The 25173-nt window shown below is 62.2% G+C and carries 23 protein-coding genes and 2 pseudogenes; 19 read left to right on the top strand and 6 right to left on the bottom strand.

Annotation, left to right across the window (positions count from 1 at the left end; translation table 11 throughout):
- Nucleotides 1-34: 34 nt before the first annotated feature.
- Nucleotides 35-655, bottom strand: a complete 621-nt coding sequence (gene pncA / locus QZH66_RS10895) for a bifunctional nicotinamidase/pyrazinamidase (protein WP_305805964.1) — start codon at nt 653-655, stop codon at nt 35-37.
- A 291-nt stretch (nt 656-946) separates the two neighbouring features.
- Here pncA and QZH66_RS10890 point away from each other — a divergent pair, with 291 nt between their 5' ends.
- From QZH66_RS10890 to QZH66_RS10835, 12 genes are all read left to right on the top strand, one after another.
- A complete protein-coding gene (locus tag QZH66_RS10890; RefSeq protein WP_305805963.1) occupies nt 947-1642 on the top strand; it encodes an MgtC/SapB family protein in 696 nt (231 codons plus the stop codon).
- Nucleotides 1643-1727: 85 nt separating this feature from the next.
- Complete coding sequence (locus QZH66_RS10885) at nt 1728-2078, top strand: DUF3307 domain-containing protein (protein ID WP_305805962.1); 351 nt, start codon at nt 1728-1730, stop codon at nt 2076-2078.
- Nucleotides 2079-2545: 467 nt separating this feature from the next.
- Entirely contained in the window at nt 2546-3289 is a 744-nt protein-coding gene (locus tag QZH66_RS10880) for a TIGR04255 family protein (RefSeq protein WP_305805961.1), read from the top strand.
- Nucleotides 3290-3311: 22 nt separating this feature from the next.
- Complete coding sequence (locus QZH66_RS10875; protein WP_305805960.1) at nt 3312-3848, top strand: hypothetical protein; 537 nt, start codon at nt 3312-3314, stop codon at nt 3846-3848.
- Nucleotides 3849-4538 carry an HNH endonuclease gene (locus tag QZH66_RS10870; RefSeq protein WP_305805959.1) on the top strand — a complete coding sequence of 230 codons (690 nt, stop codon included), beginning with the start codon at nt 3849-3851 and terminating at the stop codon, nt 4536-4538.
- Between the two features lie 1513 nt (nt 4539-6051).
- Nucleotides 6052-6294 carry a DNA-binding protein gene (locus tag QZH66_RS10865; RefSeq protein ID WP_305805958.1) on the top strand — a complete coding sequence of 81 codons (243 nt, stop codon included), beginning with the start codon at nt 6052-6054 and terminating at the stop codon, nt 6292-6294.
- The gene (locus QZH66_RS10860; protein WP_305805957.1) at nt 6291-6563 is read left to right on the top strand and encodes a pyocin activator PrtN family protein; all 273 of its coding nucleotides are present in this window, start codon (nt 6291-6293) and stop codon (nt 6561-6563) included. The genes QZH66_RS10865 and QZH66_RS10860 overlap by 4 nt, the downstream gene beginning before the upstream one ends.
- Nucleotides 6564-8131: 1568 nt before the next feature.
- Nucleotides 8132-9586, top strand: a complete 1455-nt coding sequence (locus QZH66_RS10855; RefSeq protein WP_305805956.1) for a type I restriction-modification system subunit M — start codon at nt 8132-8134, stop codon at nt 9584-9586.
- Nucleotides 9583-10713 carry a restriction endonuclease subunit S gene (locus QZH66_RS10850; protein ID WP_305805955.1) on the top strand — a complete coding sequence of 377 codons (1131 nt, stop codon included), beginning with the start codon at nt 9583-9585 and terminating at the stop codon, nt 10711-10713. The genes QZH66_RS10855 and QZH66_RS10850 overlap by 4 nt, the downstream gene beginning before the upstream one ends.
- Nucleotides 10714-10810: 97 nt before the next feature.
- Nucleotides 10811-13153 (top strand): type I restriction endonuclease subunit R, encoded by a 2343-nt coding sequence (locus tag QZH66_RS10845; protein ID WP_305805954.1) that lies wholly within the window; start codon nt 10811-10813, stop codon nt 13151-13153.
- A 437-nt stretch (nt 13154-13590) separates the two neighbouring features.
- A complete protein-coding gene (locus tag QZH66_RS10840; RefSeq protein ID WP_305805953.1) occupies nt 13591-13953 on the top strand; it encodes a hypothetical protein in 363 nt (120 codons plus the stop codon).
- A gap of 1085 nt (nt 13954-15038) precedes the next feature.
- Nucleotides 15039-15497, top strand: coding sequence for a hypothetical protein (locus QZH66_RS10835; protein ID WP_305805952.1), 459 nt, complete (start codon nt 15039-15041; stop codon nt 15495-15497).
- A gap of 639 nt (nt 15498-16136) precedes the next feature.
- Here the strand turns inward: QZH66_RS10835 and QZH66_RS10830 are convergent.
- A complete protein-coding gene (locus QZH66_RS10830) occupies nt 16137-16403 on the bottom strand; it encodes a HigA family addiction module antitoxin (RefSeq protein WP_305805951.1) in 267 nt (88 codons plus the stop codon).
- 66 nt (nt 16404-16469) lie between these two features.
- On the bottom strand, nt 16470-17537 hold the full coding sequence (locus QZH66_RS10825) for a site-specific integrase (protein WP_305805950.1): 1068 nt from the start codon (nt 17535-17537) through the stop codon (nt 16470-16472).
- Nucleotides 17538-17648: 111 nt separating this feature from the next.
- Here QZH66_RS10825 and dusA point away from each other — a divergent pair, with 111 nt between their 5' ends.
- From dusA to QZH66_RS10805, 4 genes are all read left to right on the top strand, one after another.
- A complete protein-coding gene (gene dusA / locus QZH66_RS10820) occupies nt 17649-18659 on the top strand; it encodes a tRNA dihydrouridine(20/20a) synthase DusA (protein ID WP_305805949.1) in 1011 nt (336 codons plus the stop codon).
- A gap of 273 nt (nt 18660-18932) precedes the next feature.
- Nucleotides 18933-19211, top strand: a complete 279-nt coding sequence (locus QZH66_RS10815; protein ID WP_345783843.1) for a hypothetical protein — start codon at nt 18933-18935, stop codon at nt 19209-19211.
- 67 nt (nt 19212-19278) lie between these two features.
- Complete coding sequence (locus QZH66_RS10810; protein WP_305805947.1) at nt 19279-19962, top strand: response regulator transcription factor; 684 nt, start codon at nt 19279-19281, stop codon at nt 19960-19962.
- A gap of 19 nt (nt 19963-19981) precedes the next feature.
- A complete protein-coding gene (locus tag QZH66_RS10805) occupies nt 19982-21412 on the top strand; it encodes an ATP-binding protein (protein WP_305805966.1) in 1431 nt (476 codons plus the stop codon).
- 6 nt (nt 21413-21418) lie between these two features.
- Here the strand turns inward: QZH66_RS10805 and QZH66_RS10800 are convergent.
- The 3 genes and pseudogenes from QZH66_RS10800 to QZH66_RS10790 form a co-directional block, all read right to left on the bottom strand.
- A pseudogene (locus QZH66_RS10800) lies at nt 21419-21973 on the bottom strand (M90 family metallopeptidase); the annotation flags it as partial.
- Between the two features lie 2 nt (nt 21974-21975).
- Nucleotides 21976-22320 (bottom strand): annotated as a pseudogene (locus QZH66_RS10795) (zinc-dependent peptidase); the annotation flags it as partial.
- On the bottom strand, nt 22287-22562 hold the full coding sequence (locus tag QZH66_RS10790; protein WP_305805946.1) for a hypothetical protein: 276 nt from the start codon (nt 22560-22562) through the stop codon (nt 22287-22289). The gene QZH66_RS10790 and the pseudogene QZH66_RS10795, both read right to left, overlap by 34 nt.
- 124 nt (nt 22563-22686) lie before the next feature.
- Between QZH66_RS10790 and birA the strand changes: the two genes are divergently transcribed.
- From birA to QZH66_RS10775, 3 genes are read left to right on the top strand one after another with little or no spacing between them, the layout of a single operon-like run.
- Complete coding sequence (gene birA / locus QZH66_RS10785; RefSeq protein ID WP_305805945.1) at nt 22687-23652, top strand: bifunctional biotin--[acetyl-CoA-carboxylase] ligase/biotin operon repressor BirA; 966 nt, start codon at nt 22687-22689, stop codon at nt 23650-23652.
- Nucleotides 23649-24398 (top strand): type III pantothenate kinase, encoded by a 750-nt coding sequence (locus QZH66_RS10780; protein ID WP_305805944.1) that lies wholly within the window; start codon nt 23649-23651, stop codon nt 24396-24398. Before birA ends, QZH66_RS10780 begins: the two co-directional genes overlap by 4 nt.
- Nucleotides 24392-25147, top strand: a complete 756-nt coding sequence (locus QZH66_RS10775) for an SPOR domain-containing protein (RefSeq protein WP_305805943.1) — start codon at nt 24392-24394, stop codon at nt 25145-25147. Before QZH66_RS10780 ends, QZH66_RS10775 begins: the two co-directional genes overlap by 7 nt.
- Nucleotides 25148-25173: the final 26 nt, after the last annotated feature.

The raw sequence follows: 25173 nt of genomic DNA, 5'->3' as shown, positions 1-25173 counted from the left end.
GGCGCTGGCGGGCGGACGCCAGCGCCGGGACGGATCAGTCGATCGCGATGCCGGCTTCCGCCAGTGCCCGGCGCGTGGCGACGTCGCTGGCGACCGTGACCGGACGGGTCAACTCCCACAGGAAGCGCACGCGCAAACCGCTGGCCACCGCGTCCTGCGCGCTCCACAGCACGCAATAGTCGCGGGCCAGTCCGCACACATGCACTTCGGCGATGCCGCGCTCGCGCAGCCAGCCGGCCAGTCCGGTAGGCGCACGCCGGCCGTGGGCATCGTGGTTTTCGCGGAACGCACTGTAGGAATCGACCGCTTCATTGCCGCCCTTGCGCAGGATCATGTCGACCACCGACCAGTCCACGCGCGGGTCCAGCGCCGCGCCCGGCGTGCCCTGCACGCAGTGATCGGGCCACAGCGTCTGCGGCTGGCCGTGCAGGGGGATCACCTCGAACGCCTGCTTGCCCGGGTGCTGGCGGGCGAACGAGGCATGCGTGGGCGGGTGCCAGTCCTGGGTGGCGACCACGGTGCGATAGCGGCGCGCGGCCAGCAGTTGCGCGATCGGCTCGACGACCGCGGCGCCGTCATGGCAGGGCAGGGCGCCGCCGGGCATGAAGTCCGGTTGCAGGTCGATCACCAGCAGCGCCGTGTCGTTGCCGTACATGGCATGTTTCCTGAAGAAAGCGAGGAGCCGAGTGTAAGGCCCTGTCCGTAGTGCCGGGCAGCACCCGGCAGGGGGCGCTTGCGGCAAGGCTCCGGCGCAGCGCTGTTATGCCCTACAAGCAGTCCGGGTGATGCCGGGCAGACGACAGAGCTGGTTTCACAGGAGGCCGCCAGGGCCGGGCGGCGCCCGGCAGCGGTACGTGCGGCATGCCGCGCCAGCGCGCCGGTTGCGCGTTGTGTGCGGGCATGCGCCTACACTTTCCGCACCGGACGACGACAGGCGGAGGGCGCGATGATCCAGTGGTGGGAAGTGGGCCTGCGGCTGCTGCTGGCCGCGTTGCTGGGATCGGTGATCGGCATCAACCGCGGCCGTCTGGAATGGGCCGCGGGCCTGCGCACGCACATGCTGGTGTGCGTGGGCTCGGCGCTGGCCATCATCGTCTCGGCCTATGGTTTTGCCGACGTGCTGCAGCAACCGCACATGATGCTCGACCCCTCGCGCATTGCCGCGCAGGTGATCAGTGGCGTCGGCTTTCTCGGCGCCGGCACCATTTTGTTCCTGCAGCGCGAGCAGGTGATCCGCGGACTGACCACGGCGGCCGGGCTGTGGGCGGTGGCCTCGATCGGGCTGGCGGCCGGGGCGGGACTGTATGCCGCCGCGGGCATGGCCACCGCATTGTTGTGGGCGATCCTGGCACTGCTCAAGCCGCTGGAGCAGCGCTATCTGCACCGCAATTCGATCGGCAACGGGCTGCGGGTGACGCTGGCCCGCGGCTCGTCGCTGGCGCGGCTGGAATCGGCGATTGCCGATTTCCACCTGCCGGTGAAGCGGATCTCGCTGAAACGCCGTGACGACAGCGAGGATCTGGTGGAAATCCACTGTGATGCGCAGCTGCCGCGGGCGCGGCTGCTGGAAGTGGCCGACCAGTTGGCCGACCTGCAGGGGATCACCTCGGTCGGCATGCTGGAGCCCCCGGCGCACCGCTGAAGCGGCCCGGCAGGCGGGGGCGGCGTATTCACGGTCATGGCCAAGTGATGCCAGACTTGCCGCATCGCCTGCCGGAAGCGTGCCGATGGCCTGCTACGAACTGCTCCAGCTGTTTGCGCTGCTGATCGTCGGCCACGCCCTGGCCGACTACCCGTTGCAGGGCGAGTTCCTGGCCCGCGCCAAGAACCGCTTTGCGCCGGTGTCCGGGGTGCCGTGGTACCAGGCGCTGGGCGCGCATGCGCTCATCCATGGCGGCGTGGTGGGCGTCATCACCGGCAGTCTGCTGCTGGGGGTGCTGGAGTTCGCCGCGCACGCGCTGATCGATGACCTCAAATGCGCCAGGCGCATCGGTTTCAATCTCGACCAGGCGCTGCACGTGGGGTGCAAGCTGCTGTGGGTGGCGGTGATCGCGCTCACCGCGGCTCCCTCCGTTTGAAGCTCCAGTCCCCGGTTGTGGCCAGGGCTTCGCCGCCGCGTCAGGCGGCCGCGCCATCGGCGCTGCCGGTCCGCTTCGGAAAGCGGAACGCCGGGCTGGAACGGCCATAGCAGACCGCCCCCGTCTTCCCGGCCCTGCGCGGGTGCATCGGGGTGCAGCCGGGCATCGTTTAATCTTGTCGTCCCCCCGTGTCCGTCGATGCCTGCCGCTGTGCGGCCCGGACCCCCGTTGTGATGGGTTATTGCCTTGCCGTCGATTCAGAACCAGTCTTACGCCACCTCCCTGCGCCTGTCCGTCGCCCCGATGATGGACTGGACCGACATTAGGCATAGTTACAATTAAATCAATTGGTTGCATCATTGTTATGATGGTTTGTTGCACTGATGTGGCTCTTCGTTTGCCAGGACAGCGGCTCATTGATCATGCGACAATGGTTCACCACACCATTCGGCCTGCCTTGAGCGACCATGGAATCCTTGTTTACGGCTGAATCTGCCAATCTCGACCAGTACAAGCAAAGTCTGGTGCGAACCATTGTGTGTGAGTTCCGGTTCCCAACCCTACTTGAACTGGGGGAGGCTAAGCCGCCGATCGACTTTGCTCGATCATTGCGGAAGAGCTACCCCAACTTGGAGCGGGGGAACGAGCTGAGTATTGGCGCGAGTGGAACTGGATCAACCTTTTTCCATGTGTTTCGTTCGATTAAGGGTGGCTGGTCGATCTCTCTGAAGCCGAACTCTGTCGCAATAGAGGGAACGCATTACAAAGGTTTTTCGGAGCTGCTAAAAAGAGCGGCGGAATTGGTCCCGGCGGCCGAGAAAATTATCGATTCAACCTTCTTTACACGAATCGGGTTGCGTTACATCAATGTGATTGACCAACCGGCGGATCCGATAGGGGAAGGCTGGATCAATCCGAGTTTGGTAGCCCCGGTTCTAGAAGGAAATGCCAGGGGAATCAGTGACTATTCTGGCCGACTGGCGGCCGGTGATGAGGAGAAAGGGTTTTTGCTCCAACACGGTCTGCGTTTTGCTGCGGCCGACCTTGATGCCAAGGAGCAGCGGCCGCAGTACGTTATCGATATCGATGTGTACCAGCAGGAAGTGGAAGTCTCAGATAGCATCAGCGTCATTGAGCGCCTTCACTCGTCGGCCTTCCAGATTTTCGATTGGTCGCTCGGTGATGCAGCCAGAAATTTCCTGAGAGGGTGACATGGACTTGTATAGCCCGCCAATGGATACGAACAGTCAATATTGGGGCGGCGCTGCCTCGTACTCGACAGCGCCGCCGCGCCCGAGTGGAGCAGGCACTGAATTAATCAGTCGTTTCCTCTCTGACAACGCCACATTGCGCCGCATTTTTTCTGTTGACGCGCCGACAAGCCTTCTTGAGATGTCTAAGTCAGTAGATGCTGAGGAATCGGACGTCACAGTAGTCGCTAAGGCGAACAATTATTTCAGGCCGAAGGGTAGGGCTGTTGCATCGGGAACGGAGTTTCATGCTTCAGCGCACGACGTTGGAGTGCATCCGGAGCAGGGAGCCTTGGCGAAGGCGTCCAAGTACAGGGCGCAGTTGTTGCAAATACAGGAAAGCGGCTCGCAGATTAGTGATGAGATTCTTGCGCGGCTGAGTATTCTCAATCGCCGTTTGGACCTGCTAGCGCCGCGCGTAACACCGGAGCAGTGGCAGCGGCTTGAGCAATCCGCTGGAATAGCCGAGTCGGCAGCCGACCTCCGCGTCCGCGTCCGCGATGTTCTTCGCGGATGCTAAATGTCGGCTCTCTTTCACTATCCGAAAGATAGGCACGTGCGGACTGAGCGGCCTCGCCAGTTCAAACGATATCAGACCTACAAGCGCGTGTTGAGAACCGAATTCTCCGGCGTGTGTGTCTATTGCCGCGCCCCTAAAATTTCCAATCCCAGCCAGATTTTCACGGTAGATCACTACCGACCCAAGGGGCTGCCGCAGTTCGCAGGTCTTGTAGCCGATTACGGCAATCTGTACTACTGCTGCCACGCTTGCAACTCCCGCAAGGGAAGCTACTGGCCCGCAGATGAGTTGGCTGATCCGCACATAGTCAATCCCTGCGACCATCAGATGGCTTCGCATATGAAGTTCGACGCATCTACTGGTGAGGTGAAGGCGTTCACTCCTCATGGAGTGTGGACCTCCAAGTTGCTTGGACTCAATGATGGAGAAGTGCCAAAGTACAGGCGAGTGACCTTGGCAACTGTTCGTGCTCTGAACAGCCAGTTGGTTGGGCTGGAGATAGATCTTGATCGCGCTAAACGGGCCATTGACGAAGGGAAGCTGCCTGCGACAAGCGAGACTGGTGATTTGATCAGGGAACTCGAGCAGCAGATCGTTAACGTTAGGGAGGCACTCTTAGACTATGGTGTGGGAGTTATTCTGCCGCCTGTTCGGGAATCCATCCTTGGGTTAACTACAGTTCTTCCTTAGCATTATTTATTTCGTGCGAGATCTGGACTTCTCACTAGTTGCCCTCTCGCGCTGCGCCTTCATCAGATGCTTTTTTTGAAGCATTTTTCGGGGTTTCATTCATCTCTCTGGCTATCGATGTAGTTGCGCATGCCACGCTGCGGACAACATATCGGCAGCACTCAGCATTTTCACATTGTGACCACGACACAATAATGTCGCGCGTGCCGTGGGTGACAGCTGCCTTAGGGTCGGACGAGTTGAGGATTTTTCGCTTACCTTGGGCCGGAGAACGCGCGGTTGAGAAATTCGGCGCCGCCGTGACGCTTGATCGCATCGCTGCCGTCATCTCTCTGGGACAGTCGGTCCTCGCTGAGATAGACGGTTTCGACTAGGGCAGAAGATACTCGCGCAGCCGCGTCTGATGGTCGTTCCAAATTGTCTTCAACTTACGCATTGCACCGGAAACGGCCTGCCTCGATATGCCTAACACTCGTGCTATATCAGACTGCGTAAGTCCTTCTTGGTGGAGCATCCAGACGCGTTCTATGAGGCTCGATTTGTTGCGAGCATTGGGTGTCCGTATCCCTGCGTGGACCCGGTCATATGCCAATCGCCGAAGCATATGTTCGTCCGGATGGGGGAGGCCAGGTAGCTCAAGAGCGAATGCTGACCTGGCGAAGTTGTAGACGGCATCCAGCTCGTGCAAGAAAGCCGTCTTGTACCGCATGTCAGTTCGGTAACGAGACTTGGGATCGCTGGGGTCGTGTGCTTCACAGAAGCGGCCGCTCTTGAGTCGGCTGCCTAGCAAATGAGGCGCTTTGGATGTGGCCACCCACCGCATGCTTGGCCGCCAGCACAGCTCGCAACATAGATCATGGCTACCGCCGGCTGCGTGGTCCGGTAAACGCCCCAGAACGGCACTTCCTTCGTGCCGTGGACGAAGCCGTTCAAGTAGTTGTAGAACTTCACGCATCAAGTCGAGCGCTTGGACAAGCGGCCTGGCGCTAGGGGGTAAAACCCCGCTCGTGCTATCGCAGCTGTGAATTGATAGTCGCAAACACTGAATCCAGCGCTCTAACGCAAAGATGGCCCTGTCTGCTGACGCCAAGTTGCTTGGCGGGATCGCAGGACTACTCAGATGGGCGACAGCTGGGATTAGAGCTAGTTGGTCCAGCACGGCTTGTCCAGGTGGGCGCCCGCTGGAAGACGGTCTGTATCCAACAAGTAGTTCCCGGCTCCATTCACCGGAGTAGCAGACGAGTGCAGCTGCGAACGGCTCGTCAACATGCTTCTTCAACAAGCTCCAGATGGAAAAGCGCCGCGACGTAAGCGAGTGCGAATCCGTCATCGCAAGCCCGAAGGCTGACATCCCTGACAAAAGCTGAGGTGGGCACTCCGCGTAGGCATTGATTGCTGTGTTGATGTGGGCGTGGAAAGATTTCATGTCAACCTATTCTGACATAAAACGCTACCCAGCTATTGCGTGTGACGGCCTATCTTTTGCGCAGGCTTACCCAGGATCACGCGAAACATGGACATCCAACAGGCGCTATTCGACAAGTACGGACCGCTGCTCACTTATGCGCAGTTGGCGATCATCTTGGATCGAAGCGAGGCAGGGCTCAAAACCACCCTGAGCAAGAGTACCGGGCATGCGGCGACTGTGTTGAGTGTGGCCAAGGTCAGGATAGGCAACCGAGCATATTTTCGTACTGACCAAGTCGCTGACCTTTTGGAGCGGCCTCAAGTCGCCGGCCCTTCGGTGCAGGCATGAAGACCCTGATGCTTCTTATGGCCGAGTACGGGACTGCACAAATTCCCTTGGCGAAGTGTGCCCCTCTATTTGGTCTAACTCCTGCCGAAGCGGCGAAGCGCGCCATTCGTGCAGCGCTGCCTGTCCCGGCTTTTAGACTGGCGAGCCAGAAATCACCGTGGATCATTGATGCGCCTGCGCTAGCGGCGTATGTAGACCGACAGCGTGAGGCAGCTGAATTGGAGTGGAAAAAGATCCAAAGTGCCAGCGCATCTAGCGCGCACCTGTAGTCGTTGCCGTGATCTTGACTACGTGGCACGACCAGTGCCTGGAAGGACTGTTTCTGAGTCGAGCTGTTCATTGTGCAGTACAGACCGAGGTCCGAATACAAAGTGCATCGGGCGCACTCGACTGTTTGCAGCACGAGCAGACCTTCTCACTCAAGGACACGTTGATCATAGGTCCTGCGCGTGGAAAGACTGTCATTTCGACACCTTATCGAGCGTGTCATTGGAAGCGCCCGAAGGGAGTCAAGTTTCCTCTATTTGTCGAGAAGGGGGTCGCTAAGCTACGCACTTGGAGCGAAACGCGGGACAGCGCTCTATTCGCCGAGCTAGCTGCACTCAATCGCGAGTTGCCAGACGGAGCACGTGCAAGAATTCGTGCACCGCGATTGGACGGCTTCATCAACTTCTGTGCTTTCCTGTCAGGCTGCCTGGCGGTCTCCGACCCAGATGGCTTCCTGTGCGGTGGAACCAACACCGCCAAATCGTGGCGCACGATCGGACGTTATGCGTTTGGTGCGTTTAGACCCCAAGAGGTATCAGTCAAGCGTTACAAACGCTGGATACGCATTGCAATCCGCCTGGGGCTGATTCGGCAAGAGAGGCAGGCGCCTGTGATCAAAAACAGAAAATTTGTCGGGCGCGAGTCACGAAAGTATCTGACGTCAAAGTTCTTCAAGTTGCTAGGCCTACATGGCGCACGCAAGCAGATCCAGAAGGAGCGCGATCAAGACACCCTTCGCGCCATGAAGGAGGCGAGAACGTCTCGTGGAACCGTGGATAGCGTGTCCCGTTGTTCGGGCAAACGGCACTCTCAGCAAGATGCTCCCGCAAAAAATAGTCTTGGTGAAACCACAGCGCCCGACACCAGCGGACCTCCAGGGCCTGGCAGCAGTCGAGATCCATGCTCGACCGGGGTGAGCCGGTCCGCGTCAGCTCGTTCTGCGAGCTATATTGCCGAGATTGCGGGATTCTTTAAGAGCCGAGCCTAGCCTCGGTTCGGGCATACGTGGGCGATAAGCCAGAATGACGAATAAGGGTGCCTAACGGCGCCCTTTTTTTGCAAAATAGGAATGCGAAAACGGCCGTTGGCCCATCTTTCGCAGGGCTGAACGCTCATGTCTAGCTCTGATTAGCGCGTTGTAGTGGAAATCAGATGCAACCCAGCATGGCTACATGTCACCCCGAGCGAACCTAAATGTACCCGCGCTAATCCCCATATATATATGGGATCGTTTTACAAGCTGGAAGCAGAAAAAATGGCCTCAGTGCCAAGGATCTTCCACGCAAGGCGTAATTGTTGGTAACGGGGTAGGCGCGTCCCCTGCACGCTCCAAAGATCAGAACAGTGTGATGAGATTCCCATCACTCAAAGCGCCGGTCGGTGCAGCCATATTCTTGCCGAAACGCTATTCGGTCGCCGTGCTCTCGCAATCCTGGACTCACTTGTTCGTCGGACAAGCTGGATGGACTTGCTTGCCTCGCAAGGGATCAGCAGAAGAACGGCGCGGGGACCCAGCTCCAGGCGTTCTCCCTCCTGTAAAATTGATGGGCGCATACGGGGATTCCACGCAGTGTTCCAACAGACCTTCAAGAACATCGACGACATCCTGCACAAGGATGCCGGTTGCACCAGCGAACTCGACTACACCGAGCAGTCCTCATGGCTGCTGTTCCTCAAGTACCTGGACGCGCTCGAACGCGACAAGGCGCTCGAAGCCGAACTGGAAGGCAAGGCTTACAGCTTTCTGCTGGAACCGACATACCGCTGGGAAAACTGGGCAGCGCCCAAGGACGGAGACGGCAAATTCGATCACAACAAGGCGATGACCGGCGATGATCTGCTCGCCTTCGTCAACGGCAAGCTGTTCCCGTACCTGCATGGCTTCAAGGCCAAGGCCAGCGGGCCGCAGACGCTGGAATACAAGATTGGCGAGATCTTCGGTGAAATCAAGAACCGCATCCAGTCTGGCTACAACCTGCGCGATGTGATCGAGCGTGTCGATGAGCTGCGCTTCGGTACCCACAGGGAGAAGCACGAGCTCTCGCACCTGTACGAAGCCAAGATCAAGAACATGGGCAACGCCGGGCGCAACGGCGGCGAGTACTACACGCCGCGTCCGCTGATCCGCGCGATGATCCAGGTCATCGACCCGAAGGTCGGCGAGACCATTTATGACGGGGCCTGCGGTTCGGCCGGATTCCTCTGCGAAGCGTTCGATTATCTGAGCAGCAAGCCCAACCTGTCCACCAGCGACAGCAGCACGCTGCAACGCGAGACCTTGTTCGGCAAGGAGAAGAAGAGCCTCGCCTATGTCATCGGCATCATGAACATGATCCTGCATGGCATCGAGGCGCCGAACATCGTCCACACCAACACGCTGGCCGAGAACCTCGCCGACATCCAGGAGAAGGACCGCTTTGATGTCGTGCTGGCCAACCCGCCGTTCGGCGGCAAGGAACGCAAGGAGATCCAGCAGAACTTTCCGATCAAGACCGGCGAGACCGCGTACCTGTTTCTGCAGCACTTCATCAAGTCGCTGCGCGCGGGCGGCCGCGCCGCCATCGTCATCAAGAACACCTTCCTGTCCAACACCGACAACGCCAGCGTGTCCTTGCGCAAGCTGCTGCTGGAAAGCTGCAACCTGCACACCGTGCTCGACTGCCCCGGCGGCACGTTCCTCGGTGCCGGGGTGAAGACCGTGGTGCTGTTCTTCGAGAAGGGCGCGCCGACGCGCAAGACCTGGTACTACCAGCTCGACCCGGGCCGCAGCATGGGCAAGACCAACCCGCTCAATGATGCGGACCTGGTCGAGTTCGTGGCCTTGCAGAAGACGTTTTCCGATTCGCCGAAGAGTTGGAGCGTGGAGGCGACCGGCTTCGATCAGGCGACCTTCGATCTGTCGGTGAAGAACCCGGATGGCGGCGAGGAAGTCGTGCATCGCAGCCCGCAGGAAATCATGGACGAGATTGCGGCGCTGGATGCGGAGAGTGCGGGAGTGCTGGCGAGCATTCGGGCATTGCTATGAAGGCCGGATGGCAGCTAAAGCCCTTCGAGGAATGCATCGAAAAAGTGGTTTACACGACGAAGGTCCAACGCAAGGACTTCCTGGACGACGGTGCTTATCCAATCGTTTCGCAAGAAGACGCGTTCATCAACGGCTATTGGGATAACGAGGCTGATCTCTTCAAGGTGACGACGCCCATCGTGATCTTCGGTGATCACACCAAGGTTCTGAAGTATGTCGATTTCGACTTCGTGCTTGGGGCCGATGGTGTGAAGTTGCTGCAGTCACGAGAATTCCTATCGCCGAAGTACTTCTTTTATCAGCTCCAGGCAGCCAATCTCGTCTCACTCGGATACGCCCGTCACTACAAGCTACTCAAAGAGTTGAAGATCGTCTATCCGGCTCGCTCTGAGCAGCAGCGGATCGTCGGCATCCTCGATGAAGCGTTGGCGGGCATTGCCACCGCAAAAGCCAACGCCGAAAAGAACCTCAGGAACGCGCGCGATCTATCGGATGCGCTGATCCAATCTTTGTTCCCGCATGACTCGAATGCGCCTGCCGAACACACTCTTGAAGAATTGAGCGAATCAATCGTTGATTGCGAACACAAGACCGCGCCGACTCAGGACTCCGGAATTCCCTCTATTCGCACTCCTAATATCGGCAGAGGAAAGTTGCTGCTTGAAGGTGTCTATCGGGTGTCTGACTCAACCTACAAAGAGTGGACGCGCCGAGCGGAGCCGCGCCCTGGCGACCTGATTTTGGCTAGGGAAGCACCTGCAGGGAACGTAGCGGTAATCCCTGAAGGGATGAAGGTCTGTCTTGGTCAACGGACGGTTCTTATTCGGCCAAAGAAGAATGCTTTCGATTCAACCTACCTTGCATACCTGCTTCTTCAGAAAAACAGTCAGCGTAGATTGCTTGCGCATTCCCGTGGGGCAACGGTGCAGCACATCAACGTGAAAGACATAAGGGCGTTCCGACTAGCTGACGTTCCGTCACTGGACGAGCAGAAGGCGGTTGTTGTGCAGGTCGAGGACTTATTAGCAAAAGAAGCACATCTCGTTTCCCTCTACCACCGTAAATTCACCGCCCTCGACGCCCTCAAGCAATCCCTGCTTCACCAGGCCTTCTCCGGCCAGCTTTGATGTGTCGCTTCGGCGTTGTGCTGACGGGGCGATGCGTCGCCGTGTGTAGTGCGGCGACCAGTTACTATCGTCCTGTCTATCAGGGGGATAGCTACGCGTGAATGAAGCCGAGACCCGGGCCGAGCATATCGACCCCGCCTTGAAAGCGGCCGGCTGGGGCGTGCTCGAAGGCAGCCGCGTCCTGCGCGAAAGCCAGTGCGTGATCGCGCCCGGCCGCCTGCAGGGCAACGGCCAACGCGCCCGAGCCGAGATTGCCGACTACGTGCTGGTGTACCGCAATACCAAGCTGGCGGTGATCGAGGCCAAGGCCTGGGACAAGCCGCATACCGAAGGCGTCGGGCAGGCCAAGCAGTACGCCGCCAAGCTGGCGGTGCGCTTCACCTATGCCACCAACGGCCAGAAGATCTATGCGATCGACATGGCAACCGGCGCGGAGGGAGACGTTGCCGCGTTTCCCGGCCCCGAGGAGTTGTGGGCGCGTACCTACGCCACGGCCAACGCCTGGCGCGACCGCTTCGCCGCCGTCCCGTTCGAGGACAAGGGCGGCACGTGGCAGGGCCGCTACTACCAGGACATCGCCATCCAGCGCGTGCTCGATGCCATTGCCGAAGGTCGCGACCGCATCCTGCTGACGCTCGCCACCGGCACCGGCAAGACGTTCATTGCATTCCAACTGGCGTGGAAGTTGTTCCACAGCCGCTGGAACCTCGCGGACTGGAAGAACGAGGACGAGCCCACCCGCCGCCCGCGCGTACTGTTCCTGGCCGACCGCAACAACCTCGCCGACCAGGCCTACAACGCGTTCACCGCATTCCCCGAGGATGCACTGGTGCGCATCGCCCCGGATGAGATCCGCAAGCAGGGCCGCGTACCGAAGAACGGCAGCATCTTTTTCACCATCTTCCAGACCTTCATGAGCGGGCCGGGGGAGACGCCGTACTTTGGTGACTACCCGCCGGACTTCTTCGACTTCATCGTCATCGACGAATGCCACCGTGGCGGTGCGAAGGACGAGAGCAGCTGGCGGGAGATTCTGGAGTACTTCAAGCCGGCCGTGCAGTTGGGTCTCACGGCCACGCCCAAGCGCCACACCAACGCGGACACCTACGCGTATTTCGGCGAGCCGGTATACAGCTACTCATTGAAGGAAGGCATCAACGACGGCTTCCTGACGCCCTTCAAGGTCAAGCAGTTCGCCACCACCATCGACGACTACACCTACACCCCCGACGACGCCGTGGTGGAGGGCGAGGTGGTGCCAGGCAAGCGCTACACGGAAAGCGACTTCAACCGTGTCATCGTGATTCCTGAGCGCGAGGCTTACCGCGTCAAGATCTTCATGGACCTGATCGACCAGCGCGAAAAGACGCTGGTGTTCTGCGCCACCCAGGAACACGCGCTGATGGTGCGTGATCTGATCAACCAGTCCAGGATCAGCTCCGACCCCATGTACTGCGTGCGGGTGACGGCGAACGATGGCGAGCGCGGCAACCAGCACCTGCGCGACTTCCAGGACAACGAGAAGACCATCCCGACGATCCTGACCACGTCGCAAAAGCTCTCAACCGGCGTCGACGCCCGCAACGTGCGCAACATCGTGCTGATGCGGCCGATCAATTCGATGATCGAGTTCAAGCAGATCATCGGTCGCGGCACCCGCCTGTACGACGGCAAGGATTTCTTCACCGTCTACGACTTCGTGAAGGCACACCACCACTTCAGTGACCCGGAGTGGGACGGCGAGCCGATCGATCCGGAGTCGCCGCGTCCGCGCACGCCAAACGATGGCGCCGATCCGGAGCCGCCACGCGGGCCGAAACCGCTCGAACCACGGCCAGTGAAGATCCAGGTCAAGCTGGCAGACGGCAAGGCACGCCAGATCCAGAGCATGATGGCCACGACATTCTGGAGCGCAGACGGCAAGCCGATGTCGGCCGCGCAGTTTCTCGAAAGCCTGTTCGGCACGTTGCCGGAGTTCTTCAAGGACGAAGATCAGCTGCGGAAGATATGGAGCGAGCCTGCCACCCGTAAGGCGCTGCTGACGGGGCTGGGCGAGAAAGGCTTCGGCCGCGACGCGTTGGCCGAAATGCAGAAGGCCATCGAGGCCCAAGACAGCGACCTGTTCGATGTGCTGGCTTACGTGGCCTATACGCGTCCGCCGATCACGCGCGAGGAGCGTGCGGTCATGGCCAAGGCGAGCATCAGTACCAGCTACCAGAGCAACCGCCAGCTGGCGTTCCTGGAGTTCGTACTTGGCCACTACGTGGACCAAGGGGTCGACGAGCTTGATCTCGACAAGCTGTCACCGCTGTTGCGACTCAAGTACCACGCCATCTCCGATGCGGCTGCTGATTTGGGTACGCCCGAGCAGATCCGTAACGTGTTCATCGGGTTCCAGAAGCATCTCTACCAAGAGCGGGTGGGTAGCTCTCGCTCTTGATTAGACTTCGACAGGGCGCGTCATCTCGACCGTACTATTGGACGAGGTAAAGTAGGCCGCTAGGAATGTGCCGACGCTGGCTGAGCGGATGGAGCTGGCGACCTTCCTACGTACCACCAGCTGCAAAGGCCTGCATGTGGCGGTGCATTGAACACGGGCTGCAGCTGGAGCCTCGTGAAAAAAAAAGGCTTCGCCCGCCCCTTCCCTGAGGTGCGTATCTTTGAAATTTTGCCAAGATCGCCCAAGAGTCGGACTGCTGCCGCCTAGCCTCGCTAGGACACAAGGTACAGCTCGGCCGGCATCCCAGGTAATCAACCTGGATCGCGCTAGGCCGCCGTCGCACCTTGTGAAGCGGGCCGATGCGGAGCGCGACAGCGCTTGGGAGACGGCAGCGGCTAACCCACGAACCCGCCCCCGCCCGTGGTGGAACTTGGCCGATGACTGACCTGCTCTCAGCGCGTCGTGCAGCCCTTGAAGCCCAGTGGCTTCTGGAGGCTCGCCGGCTTCAGCTGCATGCTGAGTTGGCCATCCGCCTGCAAGATCCGCTGGGAGATGCTGACAAGGCCCTGCTGCAGCGTGCTGCAACCCGTATAGACAGCTGGGAGCGCGGCCCCTGCAGCCAGCTGTATATCTGGGCGTGGCGGCGCATCCTGCGACGGCCAGCCGAGCGGATTACCCGCTACATCGTCGAAGACCGTTACGGCCTAGGCAACGCGCTGGCTCAAATCAGCCCGCTACTAGAAGGGGGCCGATCCACACCGGATAGTGGGAGAATTGGTTCCCCTCCTCCATCGTTCTAGCCCTTCTTCCCGCGCCCGCGCGGTGCGGGCTGGTCTTTCGCCTCGCCGGCTGCAGCGCGCTGCGTGGCCAACTTGCTTCGACTTAACATTCCTGAGCAGGAGCCGGCGGACCCGAGACTGCGGTGACCGCTTTTGGCACAGTGCCAAGGTGCTCTAGCGTGTCAATTAACGCCCTAGGAATTTGCCACTATCTGTATACGGCAGCTTCCCAAAATTGCGGCCGCCGCAATTTTGAAGTTCTACAAATCGGGTTGCCCTAGCCGCCCAAGTACTGACTTAGCCGGTTTACTCGCATCATGAATCAGCAGCCCGACGCTCGCGGGAACATGCGGGCAAGTCAGCCAGAGTGGGATGTTGAAGCTACACGGCTTTCATGCGCATCGCGCTACCCCTCATGGTGCATCGCAATTGCATCGCACCAAAATTGCGGCGGCCGCAATTTTGGCTGAGCATTCTTGGCGTGTGAGGTGGCTGTCATGAGGGCGGCAGTCATCGGTGCCTACGGCAATCCATCCGGTTTGGGCCACTCCTAGGGATAGGTGGAGGGTTATCGGGCGTAGGCGACGGCGGCAGCATGTTTCCAAGCTGCAGCTTTCTGCCGCTGCTGTTCGGGACGACTCAGTCCAGTTCATGGGACTAGCCCACGGAGAAGTGGTTCCAGAAGCACTTCGGACCCGAGCACGAAGAGTTCGAAAATTCGTCCGACGTCTGAATTCGCTCGCGCGGAAAAGCCGCTACGCCGGAGTCCGCGGTGCCTACGCTGATGCGGCTAGATCACGGTCAAGGTAGTTCCAAAATTGCGGCAGCCGCAATTTTCGGCAGACCAAAAGCTCGGCGAGGAAGCGTTCCCCAGGTCCAGAAACACCTGCATCGAGTCTCGTTGGGGGGACGCGCTGAAACTCAGGCACAGGGGATGTTGAATCAGACCAGCAAAGACTCGCGAAAGCGAAAAGCCCACAGCCAAAGATAGTGGAACATAAAGGGTGTGATGCGGTAGTCGCGCTTTGCGACACTAAGAATCTAATTTCATTCGCTTTATTCTGTATCACAGCCAACGCCCTTCCGTGTCACAAGCGTGACACACCATGGCAAAACAACTTCCGGGCCTTCGCGTGTCCGACGAGCTACACGCCCAGGCCATCAACGCGGCCAAAGAGCGGGGTATGACCCCGGCCGCTTACCAGCGGGAAGCCTTACGGGCCTACCTGAAGCAGGGAGAACAAAAGGACGACATCGAGCACTTGGAGGCCCGGTTTGTGGCCACGTTGGGGCGCCTGTCCAAAGACATTCGGATTGCCCGCAACGATGTTCACGTGTGCATTGCCTTCATTGACACGTTCGCCAGGTCATACCTGTTGCACACGCCGCCGATCCCGCCCGAGGCGGTACAGGCTTCGGCCGCAGCCGCCGATGTCCGCTACGACCGGTTCCTTCGGGAAGTCGCGAAGGGCCTTCATGGCGATACGGGTCTGTTCGAACGAATGGCCCAGGTCATCGGCGACGACCACGGCGACGGCGACGGCGAAGACGGGGAGGGTGCCTGATGAAAATTGCGGCAGCCGCAATTTTGGATGCCCCTAGGCGAACGCCGGGCCTGACCGATGGGGGCGGGCCACACCCACTGAAAGTTGTGGTTACCACAACTTTGAAGGGCTACCCGGCCCCCGGGTGGAGACTTCGCCAGGGATCAACCGATAATTGCGGCTGCCGCAATTTTGAGGGGCTACCGGAGCGTCTCCGTGGACTCCCTCGCGGGCTAATGGGGCACCCAGATTGGCACTTCTTAGCAACGGCGGGAAGATTTCGCCAGACCACGAATTAGCGTGCCCGCTCTTTCTTTCCAGGGTAGTCCAATACCTACAGGCTACAGCGGGGAGTTCCTCTTGAGCACTTCGTCAGAGGACATCAACCTCTTCTAACAGCAACGATCGGTGCAACTTGCAATCCGACCGGTTCGGCCTCGCCTAGGGATAGGCGAGGTGCTGGCGGCCAGCAACGGCGATTCCCCGCCGCGCCTGGGCAGCTCCACCCAGCAAAACGCTGTCAGGGAACCCAAAGTTGCGGCGGCCGCAATTTTGACTGATCTAAGTAGGGCGACGGCGGATGAAGTCGCTATCAGAAACAAGGCAGTCAAACAGAGCCTGAGAGTGTCATCTGGGCCCCGTGGCCCGGACACTGTTGGGCTATTGCTCTATAGGAGTTCGGTTAAGCCCGTTGAACTTTTCGTAGTCAACTTGAAGTCCGCTCCAGAAGCCGGGCGATGTGCCAAGGAATGCTGCGAGGGCTGAATCGATATGGGGTGTCACGGCTAGCTTCCCCTTCAGAAGCATCGAAGCCTCAGCAATAGTCACGCCTATTGCCGGGCTGAGTTCTGGGACACCGATCCCCATCGGCACCATGAACTCAGCCTCAAGAATTTCGCCAGGATGCGGGTAAGGAATTTCGCGCATTAGTGACACCTGCTGAGAAGGGGCACACGTTTTTCTTTAAGTGTGTGCAAGGTTGGCTGAATAGGCTTATCGCGCTTTGATGTCTTCCGGACGGAGGTTCGCATAGCGCTTTAGCGTGGCCCAACTGTCGTGGAGGGTGAACAGTGCGACTTCTTGGATGCTGTAACCCGCTTCGAATAGCCGGCTGGTGGCCTCGTGTCGCAAGTCGTGGAAGCGCAAATCTTTGATGCCCAACACTCGGCATGCGCGCGTGAATGCCGCGCCGATGGACTTAGGTTCGTAGGGGAAGACCAGTGGATCCTCGGTGCCGTCAGGCAGCTTGTGTCGAGGTTGGGCATTGATGATGTCGAGCGCAGGTTGCAGCAGGCGGAACGTGCGATCGTTGCCCAGTTTTTTCGTTGGGTGCTTCACGTCGCGCAGCCGCGCCACGCCCTTTGCTGTGTCGATGTCTTCCCAGCGCAGTCGGGTGATTTCTTCCTGCCGACGCGCGCTCAGGATGGCAAACCACATCACGTCGTGCATGGGGATCTGTGCACGCATATCGCGGTGTGCGAAGTGGTCCTCAAGCGCGACGAGTTCAGCCGGCGTAGGTCGGCGATCGCGTTGTTTCGGCTTGCCGATGGATCGGCTGTTGCGCAGATACTCCGCAGCTTCATCCAAGGCCTGCATCGGCACCGGCACTTGCAGAGCCACCCGTGCCGCCCGCAACACCTGGCGAAGCCAGATTAGGTCGTTTGCTGCAGTGGCGGGCCCGGCGCCGGCCACGCGCCGGGCATGCGTGTACGCGATGAAATCCACTTGCGCGAGTTTGTCGACCCGCTTTCCGGCCAGCGCCCCGGCTTTGATCCGCGCCAGGTCGGCGCGCTTCGATCTTCCCCAGGGGTTGTCTGGCCTTTCTTGAGCTTGGTACCACTCGATCATCTGTTCGACCGTCATCCGCGCGCCAAGGGTTTCCCCGCGCGCCCGCTGGCCGGCCAGCTCGGCTTCACGGCGAGTCGTCCATTCTTTGGCCAAGGCTTTGGTCGAGAAGGTCTCGGCTTCTGAGTGCACGATCTTTCCGTCGCGCTTGAGCCGGATTTGTGCGGTGTATCCTGTGGAGCCGTCCGCGCGCCGGCGTGATGTGATCGTTCCCATCGGTGCTACAAGCCTCCATTTGTAGCGCCGACTGTAGCACTGCAGCTGGGGTAACGCCCCGAAACCCCCGGAAATAGGTGAACAATGCAAGTTGTTGAAGTTTCGTCAGAATTGTCTGAAAAGCCCCGGAAGCCTTACGTTCTAGATGGTTTGAGGCTATGCGTGGCCCCGATGATGGACTGGACCGATCGCCACTGCCGGGTGTTCCACCGGGTGCTGGCGCCGGGTGCGCGGCTGTACACCGAAATGGTGCATGCCAATGCGGTGATTCACGGCCATCGCGAGCGGCTGCTGGGCTTCGATGGGGCCGAACACCCGCTGGCCCTGCAGCTGGGCGGCAGTGAGCCGGCCGTGCTGGCGCAGGCCGCGCGCATCGCCCAGGACTGGGGTTATGACGAGGTCAACCTCAACTGCGGCTGTCCCTCCGACCGCGTGCAGGCCGGGCGTTTCGGCGCCTGCCTGATGCGTGAACCGGCGCTGGTGGCCGAGTGCGTAGCCGCGATGGTGGCCGCGGTGGACATCCCGGTCACGGTCAAATGCCGGCTGGGGGTGGATGAGGACAACGACTACGACCGGTTCCGCGCGTTTGTCGACCAGGTGGCCGCGGCCGGCGCCGGCCTGTTCATCGTGCACGCCCGCAACGCATGGTTGAAGGGCCTGTCGCCCAAGGAAAACCGCGAGGTGCCGCCGCTGCGCTACGACTGGGCGCACCGGCTCAAGCGCGAGCGGCCGGAGCTGCAGGTAGTGCTCAATGGCGGCCTGGCCACGGTGGAGACCGCGCAGGCACAGCTGCCGGCCCTGGACGGGGTGATGCTCGGACGCGCCGCCTACCACGATCCCTACGTGCTGCATGCGTTGGAATCGGCGCAGACCGGCGCGCCGCTGCAATCGCGTGAAGCGTTGTTGAGCGCCTTCGCCCCGTATGCGCAGGCGCAACTGGCCCAGGGCGTGGCGCTCAAGCACATGACCCGGCACGTGCTCGGGTTGTTCCATGGACAACCCGGCGGACGCGCATTCAGGCAGATCCTGAGCGAAGGCGCGCACCGCCCCGGGGCGGGCTGGGAATTGCTCGAGCAGGCATTGCAGGTCACCCGCTACCAGGGGGAGCGGATCGCGGGCTGACGGTTTGGCGCACGGCGGGGGTGATATCGTTCAACTAGCTGAACGCAGGTTGGGGGTGGGCGGATGAGTTCAGACCGGATTCACCCCTAAAAATCAAGAATTTGCGTCGATTTCGTGAGTTCTGTGAAAGTTTCCGGCGCGGCCGGTTTTACAGATTTTGAACGTTCCGTTGCAGTTCGTTAGGATCAGACCATGCCTTCCGCTTTCCGCTATCGCCCCGTCCTTGCCGTTGTCGCTGCGCTTGTCGCAGTCGGGACCGGAGTGGCGCCAGCGATGGCGCAGCGGGTACGAGATGAGGCCCTTGGAGCCAATGAAGCGCGCGCCCAGGCGCCTGAGCGCTCGTTGTCCGATGCGGTACGCCGGGTGCAGCGCGAAACCGGTGGTCGCATTCTCGGCGCCGAGCGCGTGCCCTACGACGGGCGCGACATCAACCGGGTCAAATTCATGGATGACCGCGGACGGGTGCGCTATATGGACGATCCGGCGCCAGCACGGTCCGCGCCCCAGGCCCCGCATCCGGCCGAGAGGCCACCACGCGGCGCTAACCCCTGAACAGCGATAGTCCGCGTCAACCCCATATCCGCCGGCGCCTGCCGGCCAAAGAAACTAGGGAGAGTTCATGCGTATCCTTCTGGTCGAAGACGAAGCCCCGCTGCGGGAAACCCTGGCGGCACGCCTCAAGCGCGAAGGCTTTGCGGTGGATGCGGCCCAGGATGGCGAGGAAGGCCTGTACATGGGCCGCGAAGTGCCGTTCGACGTGGGCATCATCGATCTGGGCCTGCCCAAGATGTCGGGCATGGAACTGATCAAGGCCTTGCGTGACGAAGGCAAGAAGTTCCCGGTGCTGATCCTGACCGCCCGTTCCAGCTGGCAGGACAAGGTCGAGGGCCTGAAGCAGGGCGCCGACGATTACCTGGTCAAGCCGTTCCATGTCGAAGAGCTGCTGGCCCGCGTCAACGCGCTGCTGCGGCGTGCGGCGGGCTGGAGCAAGCCGACCCTGGAATGCGGCCCGGTGGCGCTGGACCTGGCGGCCCAGACGGTGAGCGTCAGTGGCAGCAATGTCGATCTGACCCGTTACGAGTACAAGGTGCTGGAGTACCTGATGATGCATGCCGGCGAGCTGGTGTCCAAGGCCGACCTGACCGAGCACATCTACCAGCAGGACTTCGACCGCGATTCGAACGTGCTGGAAGTGTTCATCGGCCGCCTGCGCAAGAAGCTGGATCCGGACGGCGAATTGAAGCCGATCGAAACCGTGCGGGGTCGCGGCTACCGCTTCGCCATTCCCCGCAACGAAGGCTGAGTCTGTTCGAGGCGCCGGGATCGCAGTGGGTCGTCTATGGCTATTCCGGCGCTGGCGGCCGCGCTCGTTGCAGGCGCGGCAGTTGCTGGCCGCCAGCGTGGGCCTGGTGGCGTTTCTGGCGCTGGCCGGCTATGCGCTGGATGCGGCCTTTGCCGACACCGCCGAAGCCAACCTGCGTGAGCGCCTGAAAAACTATGCCACCGCCTATGCCGGGGGCATCGACTTTACCCGCGACCGCTCGCTGTACATCCGCGAGCAACCGCCAGATCCGCGTTTCGATGTACCCGGCAGCGGTCTGTACCTGCAGGTGGTGATGCCCGGCGGCCACGGCAATTCGATGTCGGCCGAGGGGCCGATCCTGCCCGAGGTCAGCGACCGCCTGTTGCCGCCACGCCACGAGATTTTCGAAGGGCCGTTGCCGATCACCCAGATCGACGGCAGCCCCGGCAAGGTCTATCGCTACGGGCTGGGCCTGATCTGGGGCGGCGATGGTGTGCCCGAAGCTGAATTTCCCTACACCATCTATGTGATGGAGGATGCGCGCGCGATGGGCGCGCAGCTGCGTGTGTTCCGCGGCCGGGTGTGGTTCTGGCTGGGAGTCACCGGCGTCATCCTGCTGCTGCTGCAGACCTTCGTGCTGCGCTGGAGCCTGCGGCCGCTGCGACGCGTGATCAACGAGTTGACCAAGGTGCAGCGCGGTGAAAGCGAGCGCATGAGCGAGCAGCATCCGCGCGAACTCGAGCCGCTGACCGAAAGCATCAATGCGTTCATTGAAAGCGAGCGCGAGAACCTCGACCGCCAGCGCAATACCCTGGCCGATCTGGCGCACAGCCTGAAAACGCCGCTGGCGGTGTTGCGTACGCAGCTGGACAGCGGCCAGAGCAGCGAAGCGGAGCTGCGCGAGGAAATCGACGTGCAGCTGCGCCGCATGAACAACCTGGTGTCCTACCAGTTGGCACGGGCCGCTTCCAGCGGCCACAAGCTGTTCTCCGCGCCGGTGCCGATCGAGGCCAGTGCCGAGGAGATCGTGCGCGGGCTGGAGAAGGTCTACGTCGCCAAGGGCGTGCTGTGCGAATTCGAGGTCGATCCGGGAGTCAAGTTCTATGGCGAACCGGGCGACCTGCAGGAGCTGCTGGGCAATCTGCTGGAAAACGCGTTCAAGTGGGCCAAACGACGCGTGCTGCTGACGGCGCGGGCGACACCGGCCGCGCCCGGGCGCCGCGCCGGCCTGATGCTGGCCGTGGATGATGACGGCCCCGGCATTGCCCCGGACGATATCGCCAAGGTGCTGCAGCGCGGCGTGCGCGGCGACGAGCGGGTACAGGGCCACGGCATCGGCCTGTCGATCGTGCAGGACCTGATCAAGGACTATCGCGGCGAGTTGCAGGTCAAGCGTTCGCCCGAACTCGGTGGCGCCCGCTTCGAAGTCAGCTTGCCGCCGGGCCTGTAACCACCGTCAGTGCGCGGGCGCGGGCGCGGCAGCAAACGGCGGCGGGCCATAGAAACGACGCAGATGCGCGGCCACTTCCGGCATCTCCTGCTGCAGGATCTGCGGAGCGGAGAAGTGGTATTCGCTGACTACGGCAAAGAATTCTTCCGGTGCCTCGGCCGCATACGCATCCACGCCGCAGTGACGGCCGGCTTCCACGTCGGCGCGGAAGGCGTCGTAACAGCGCTGGAAATCGTGGGCCCACTGCCGCTGCCAGTCGCGCGGTAGCGGCGGGGTGCCATCCAGCGCGCCGTCGAGTGCATCGATCTTGTGCGCCATCTCGTGCACCGCCACGCAGAAGCCGGCGTGCGGATCGGCGATATCGGCCTGCACATCGGCCCAGGACAGGATCAGCGGGCCACTGCCCCATGCCTCGCCAATCAGTTCGTCATCCCATTCGTGCAGCACCCCGGCCGCGTCCACGTGGCTGCGGTGCACGCGGAACGCATCGGGATAGACAATCATCTGGCTCCAGCCATGCAGCCCCTCGCCGCCGAATTCGACCAGCGGCAGGCAGCACAGCNGCTGCGGTGCACGCGGAACGCATCGGGATAGACAATCATCTGGCTCCAGCCATGCAGCCCCTCGCCGCCGAATTCGACCAGCGGCAGGCAGCACAGCAGCGCCAGCAGCAGACGCTGGCGCCCATCCAGTTCCAGCCCGGCAACCGGGGTGATCTGTTTTTCATGCAGGAACCGGGTGGTCAGCATCCGCAGGCGCTGCTCGCGGTCCGGATCAAGGCCGTGCGCCCATGGGCAGCTGCGGATCACCTCGCGCCACAGGACGTCGTCAATCGCCGCAGGGGCCCGCTGCAGCCAGCGCCACAGACGTTGGATCAGCGGAACATTCCCGGCAGGAACCGGTGCCACTTGGGCGCGCGCAGGCGCGGCATCAGCTCGTCATCCCCGCCGCCGCTGTGCGCGGCCGCCGGTTTGGCCGGCGGGCTTGAGGGGGTGTTGGCCAGATTGACCGCGGCCGCCGGCGTGGCGATCCGTTCCACTTCGCCCGGGGAATAGCTGCAACCGGTATGGGCGTTGCCGCTGAGCGCATCGGAGGCATGCGCTGCCACCGGCGCCATCAACAGGATCAGGCAATGGGCAAGGTGGCGCATCGTCGACATCCAGAGCGGGTGAATTGCCGATTCTAGCCTGCTTTCCCACGCGGATTGGAAGCCGTGCTGGGCGCTCCGCTGCGCTTGCCGCATACTTTTGACGTTAATCCGATGGAAGCTTGCCGTGGACGACCGCGAACTGCTAACCAAACTGGGAGCAGGACCTCTGTCCGGCGATGCGCTGGCGCGCGAGCTCGGGCAGACCCGGGCCGCGGTATGGAAGCGTATTCAGGGATTGCGCGCAGCCGGTGTCGCCATCGACGGCCGCGCCGGCGAAGGCTACCGGCTGCAACAGCCGCTGCAATTGCTGGATGCCGTGCAGATCCGCCAGCAGCTGGGCGCGGCTGCGCTCGCGGCGCTGGGCGAGCTGGAAATTCTATGGACGGTGACCTCCAGCAACAGTGAATTGCTGCGCCGCGGCACGCCTGTGCGCGGGGTGGACGTGCTGCTGGCCGAGCGCCAGACGGGCGGGCGCGGGCGTCGTGGCCGGCAGTGGGCCTCGCCGCTGGCCGCACATGTCTATCTGTCGCTGTCGCGCGGATTCGGCGGTGGCTTGTCGCGCATGGGCGGGCTCAGTCTGGCGGTCGGCGTGGCGGCGGTGGAGGCGCTGCGCGCGCAGGGATTTTCCGGGGTCGCGCTGAAGTGGCCCAACGACCTGGTGGTGGCCGGTCACAAACTGGGCGGGTTGCTGGTGGAGGGCGGCGGCGAGTTCGCCGGCCCGGCGCGCGCGGTGATCGGGCTCGGCTTGAACGTGCGCATGCCGGCGGCCGTTGCCGGCGACATCGGCCAGCCGTGGACCGATCTGGGCACGCTGGCGGGTGCGCCGGTATCGCGCAATGCGATTGTCGCCGCGCTGCTGTCGAGCCTGCTGCCGGCATTGGAGCAGTTCGATGCCGAGGGGTTGGCGCCGTTCCTGCCCCGCTACGCGGCCATGGATGCGTTGCAGGGCCAGGCGGTCAGGGTCGAGGAGGGCGGGGTATTCCATGATGGCCAGGCCTGCGGTCTGGCCGAGGATGGGGCGTTGCGGGTGCGCACCGCCCACGGCGAGGTCCGGTTCCATGCCGGGGAAGTCAGTGTGAGGGCGGTATGAGCGACTGGTTGTTCGATCTGGGGAATTCGCGCTTCAAGTTCGCGCCGCTGCAGGCGGCCGGAGTGGGAGTGGTGCAGGCGTGGGCGCACGGTGCCGAAGTGACGACGGCGGCCGCGCGCCAGGCCTTGCCCACCGGCGATACCGCCTGGGTGGCCAGCGTGGCGGCGCCGGCGCTGACCGCGGAGATGCTGCAGCTGCTGCGCACGCGTTTTGCGCACGTGCAGGTGGCGCGCACCGAGGCCGAATGCGCCGGGGTGCGGATCGCCTACGCGCGTCCGGAAAAATTCGGCGTGGACCGGTTCCTGGCACTGCTGGCGGCCGCGTCCATCGCGCCGGTGCTGGTGGCGGGGGTTGGCACTGCATTGACCATCGATCTGCTGGACGCCAGTGGGCTGCACCGTGGTGGCCGCATCAGCGCCTCGCCCACCACCATGCGCGAGGCGCTGCATGCGCGCGCGGTGCAGTTGCCGGCCAGTGGCGGCGACTATGCCGAATTCGCCAACGACACCGAGGCGGCGCTGGCGTCCGGCTGTGACGGCGCCGCGGTGGCGCTGATCGAACGCAGCCTGCAGCACGCGGCCGCGTTGCTCGGACAGCGGCCGACGTTGATCGTGCACGGTGGCGGGGCGACGCCGTTGCTGCCGCTGTTGCCGGATGCGGTCTACCGGCCGTCGCTGGTGCTGGAAGGGCTGGCGTGCTGGGCAGGACATTCGATGCGTCACGCGGCTAGGATCAACCCATGCTGACCCGTGCCCTGATTGTTGTGCTTGCCGTTCTCAATGTGGGGGTGGCGCTGTGGTGGATGAGCCGCAACGAGGCGCCGCCGCCCCGGCCGCACAGCGAAGCCGGGGTGGCCGGGCTGCAGCTGCTGCCGTCACCACCGGACGCGGGCACGGGCGGTAGCGCGGCCGCGATTGCGCGGACCGCACCGGAAGAAGCGGCGCAGGCGTGGGTCGCCGCTGCCCCCGAAGGATCCCCGCCCCCGAAGCACGCAGCCGACCCCGTGGCCGCGCCCAGGCCGACGCCGGAGCCGGAGCAGTGCCTGAGTCTGGGACCCTTTGCCGAGCGCGCTAGCGCGCAGACGGCGCTGGCGCAGGCCGGCAGCGCAATGGTACGTCCGCGCCTGCGTGAAGTTGCCGGCAGCAAGGCCGGCAGCTACCGGGTATGGATCGCACCGGCCGGCTCGCGCGAGGCCGCGCAGGCGATGGCCAAGCGGATCGTGGACGCCGGTTTCAGCGACTACTACATCATCGCCCAGGGCGACGAGGCCAATGCCGTGGCACTGGGCCAATACCGCAACCGCGAGGGGGCCGAACGCCGCCTGGCAAGCCTGGTTGCGGCAGGATTCCCGGCGTCGCTGGCCCCCGGGGCTGACGACGCGCCGGCCAGCTGGTGGATCGATACGGCGATCCCGGCGACGTCTTCGCCCGCGGCGGTGCTCCAGCGCAGCGGCGCGGCGCGGCAACAATCGCTTGATTGCGCCCGGCTACGCTAGAATGGCGCCCTTGCCGGGGTCTGCAC

Origin of the sequence: Stenotrophomonas sp. YIM B06876 (genome assembly GCF_030711595.1) — a bacterium.
Lineage (GTDB): Bacteria > Pseudomonadota > Gammaproteobacteria > Xanthomonadales > Xanthomonadaceae > Stenotrophomonas.
Note: the sequence above shows the minus strand (reverse complement) of the source record. Positions and strands in the feature narration are given on the sequence as shown.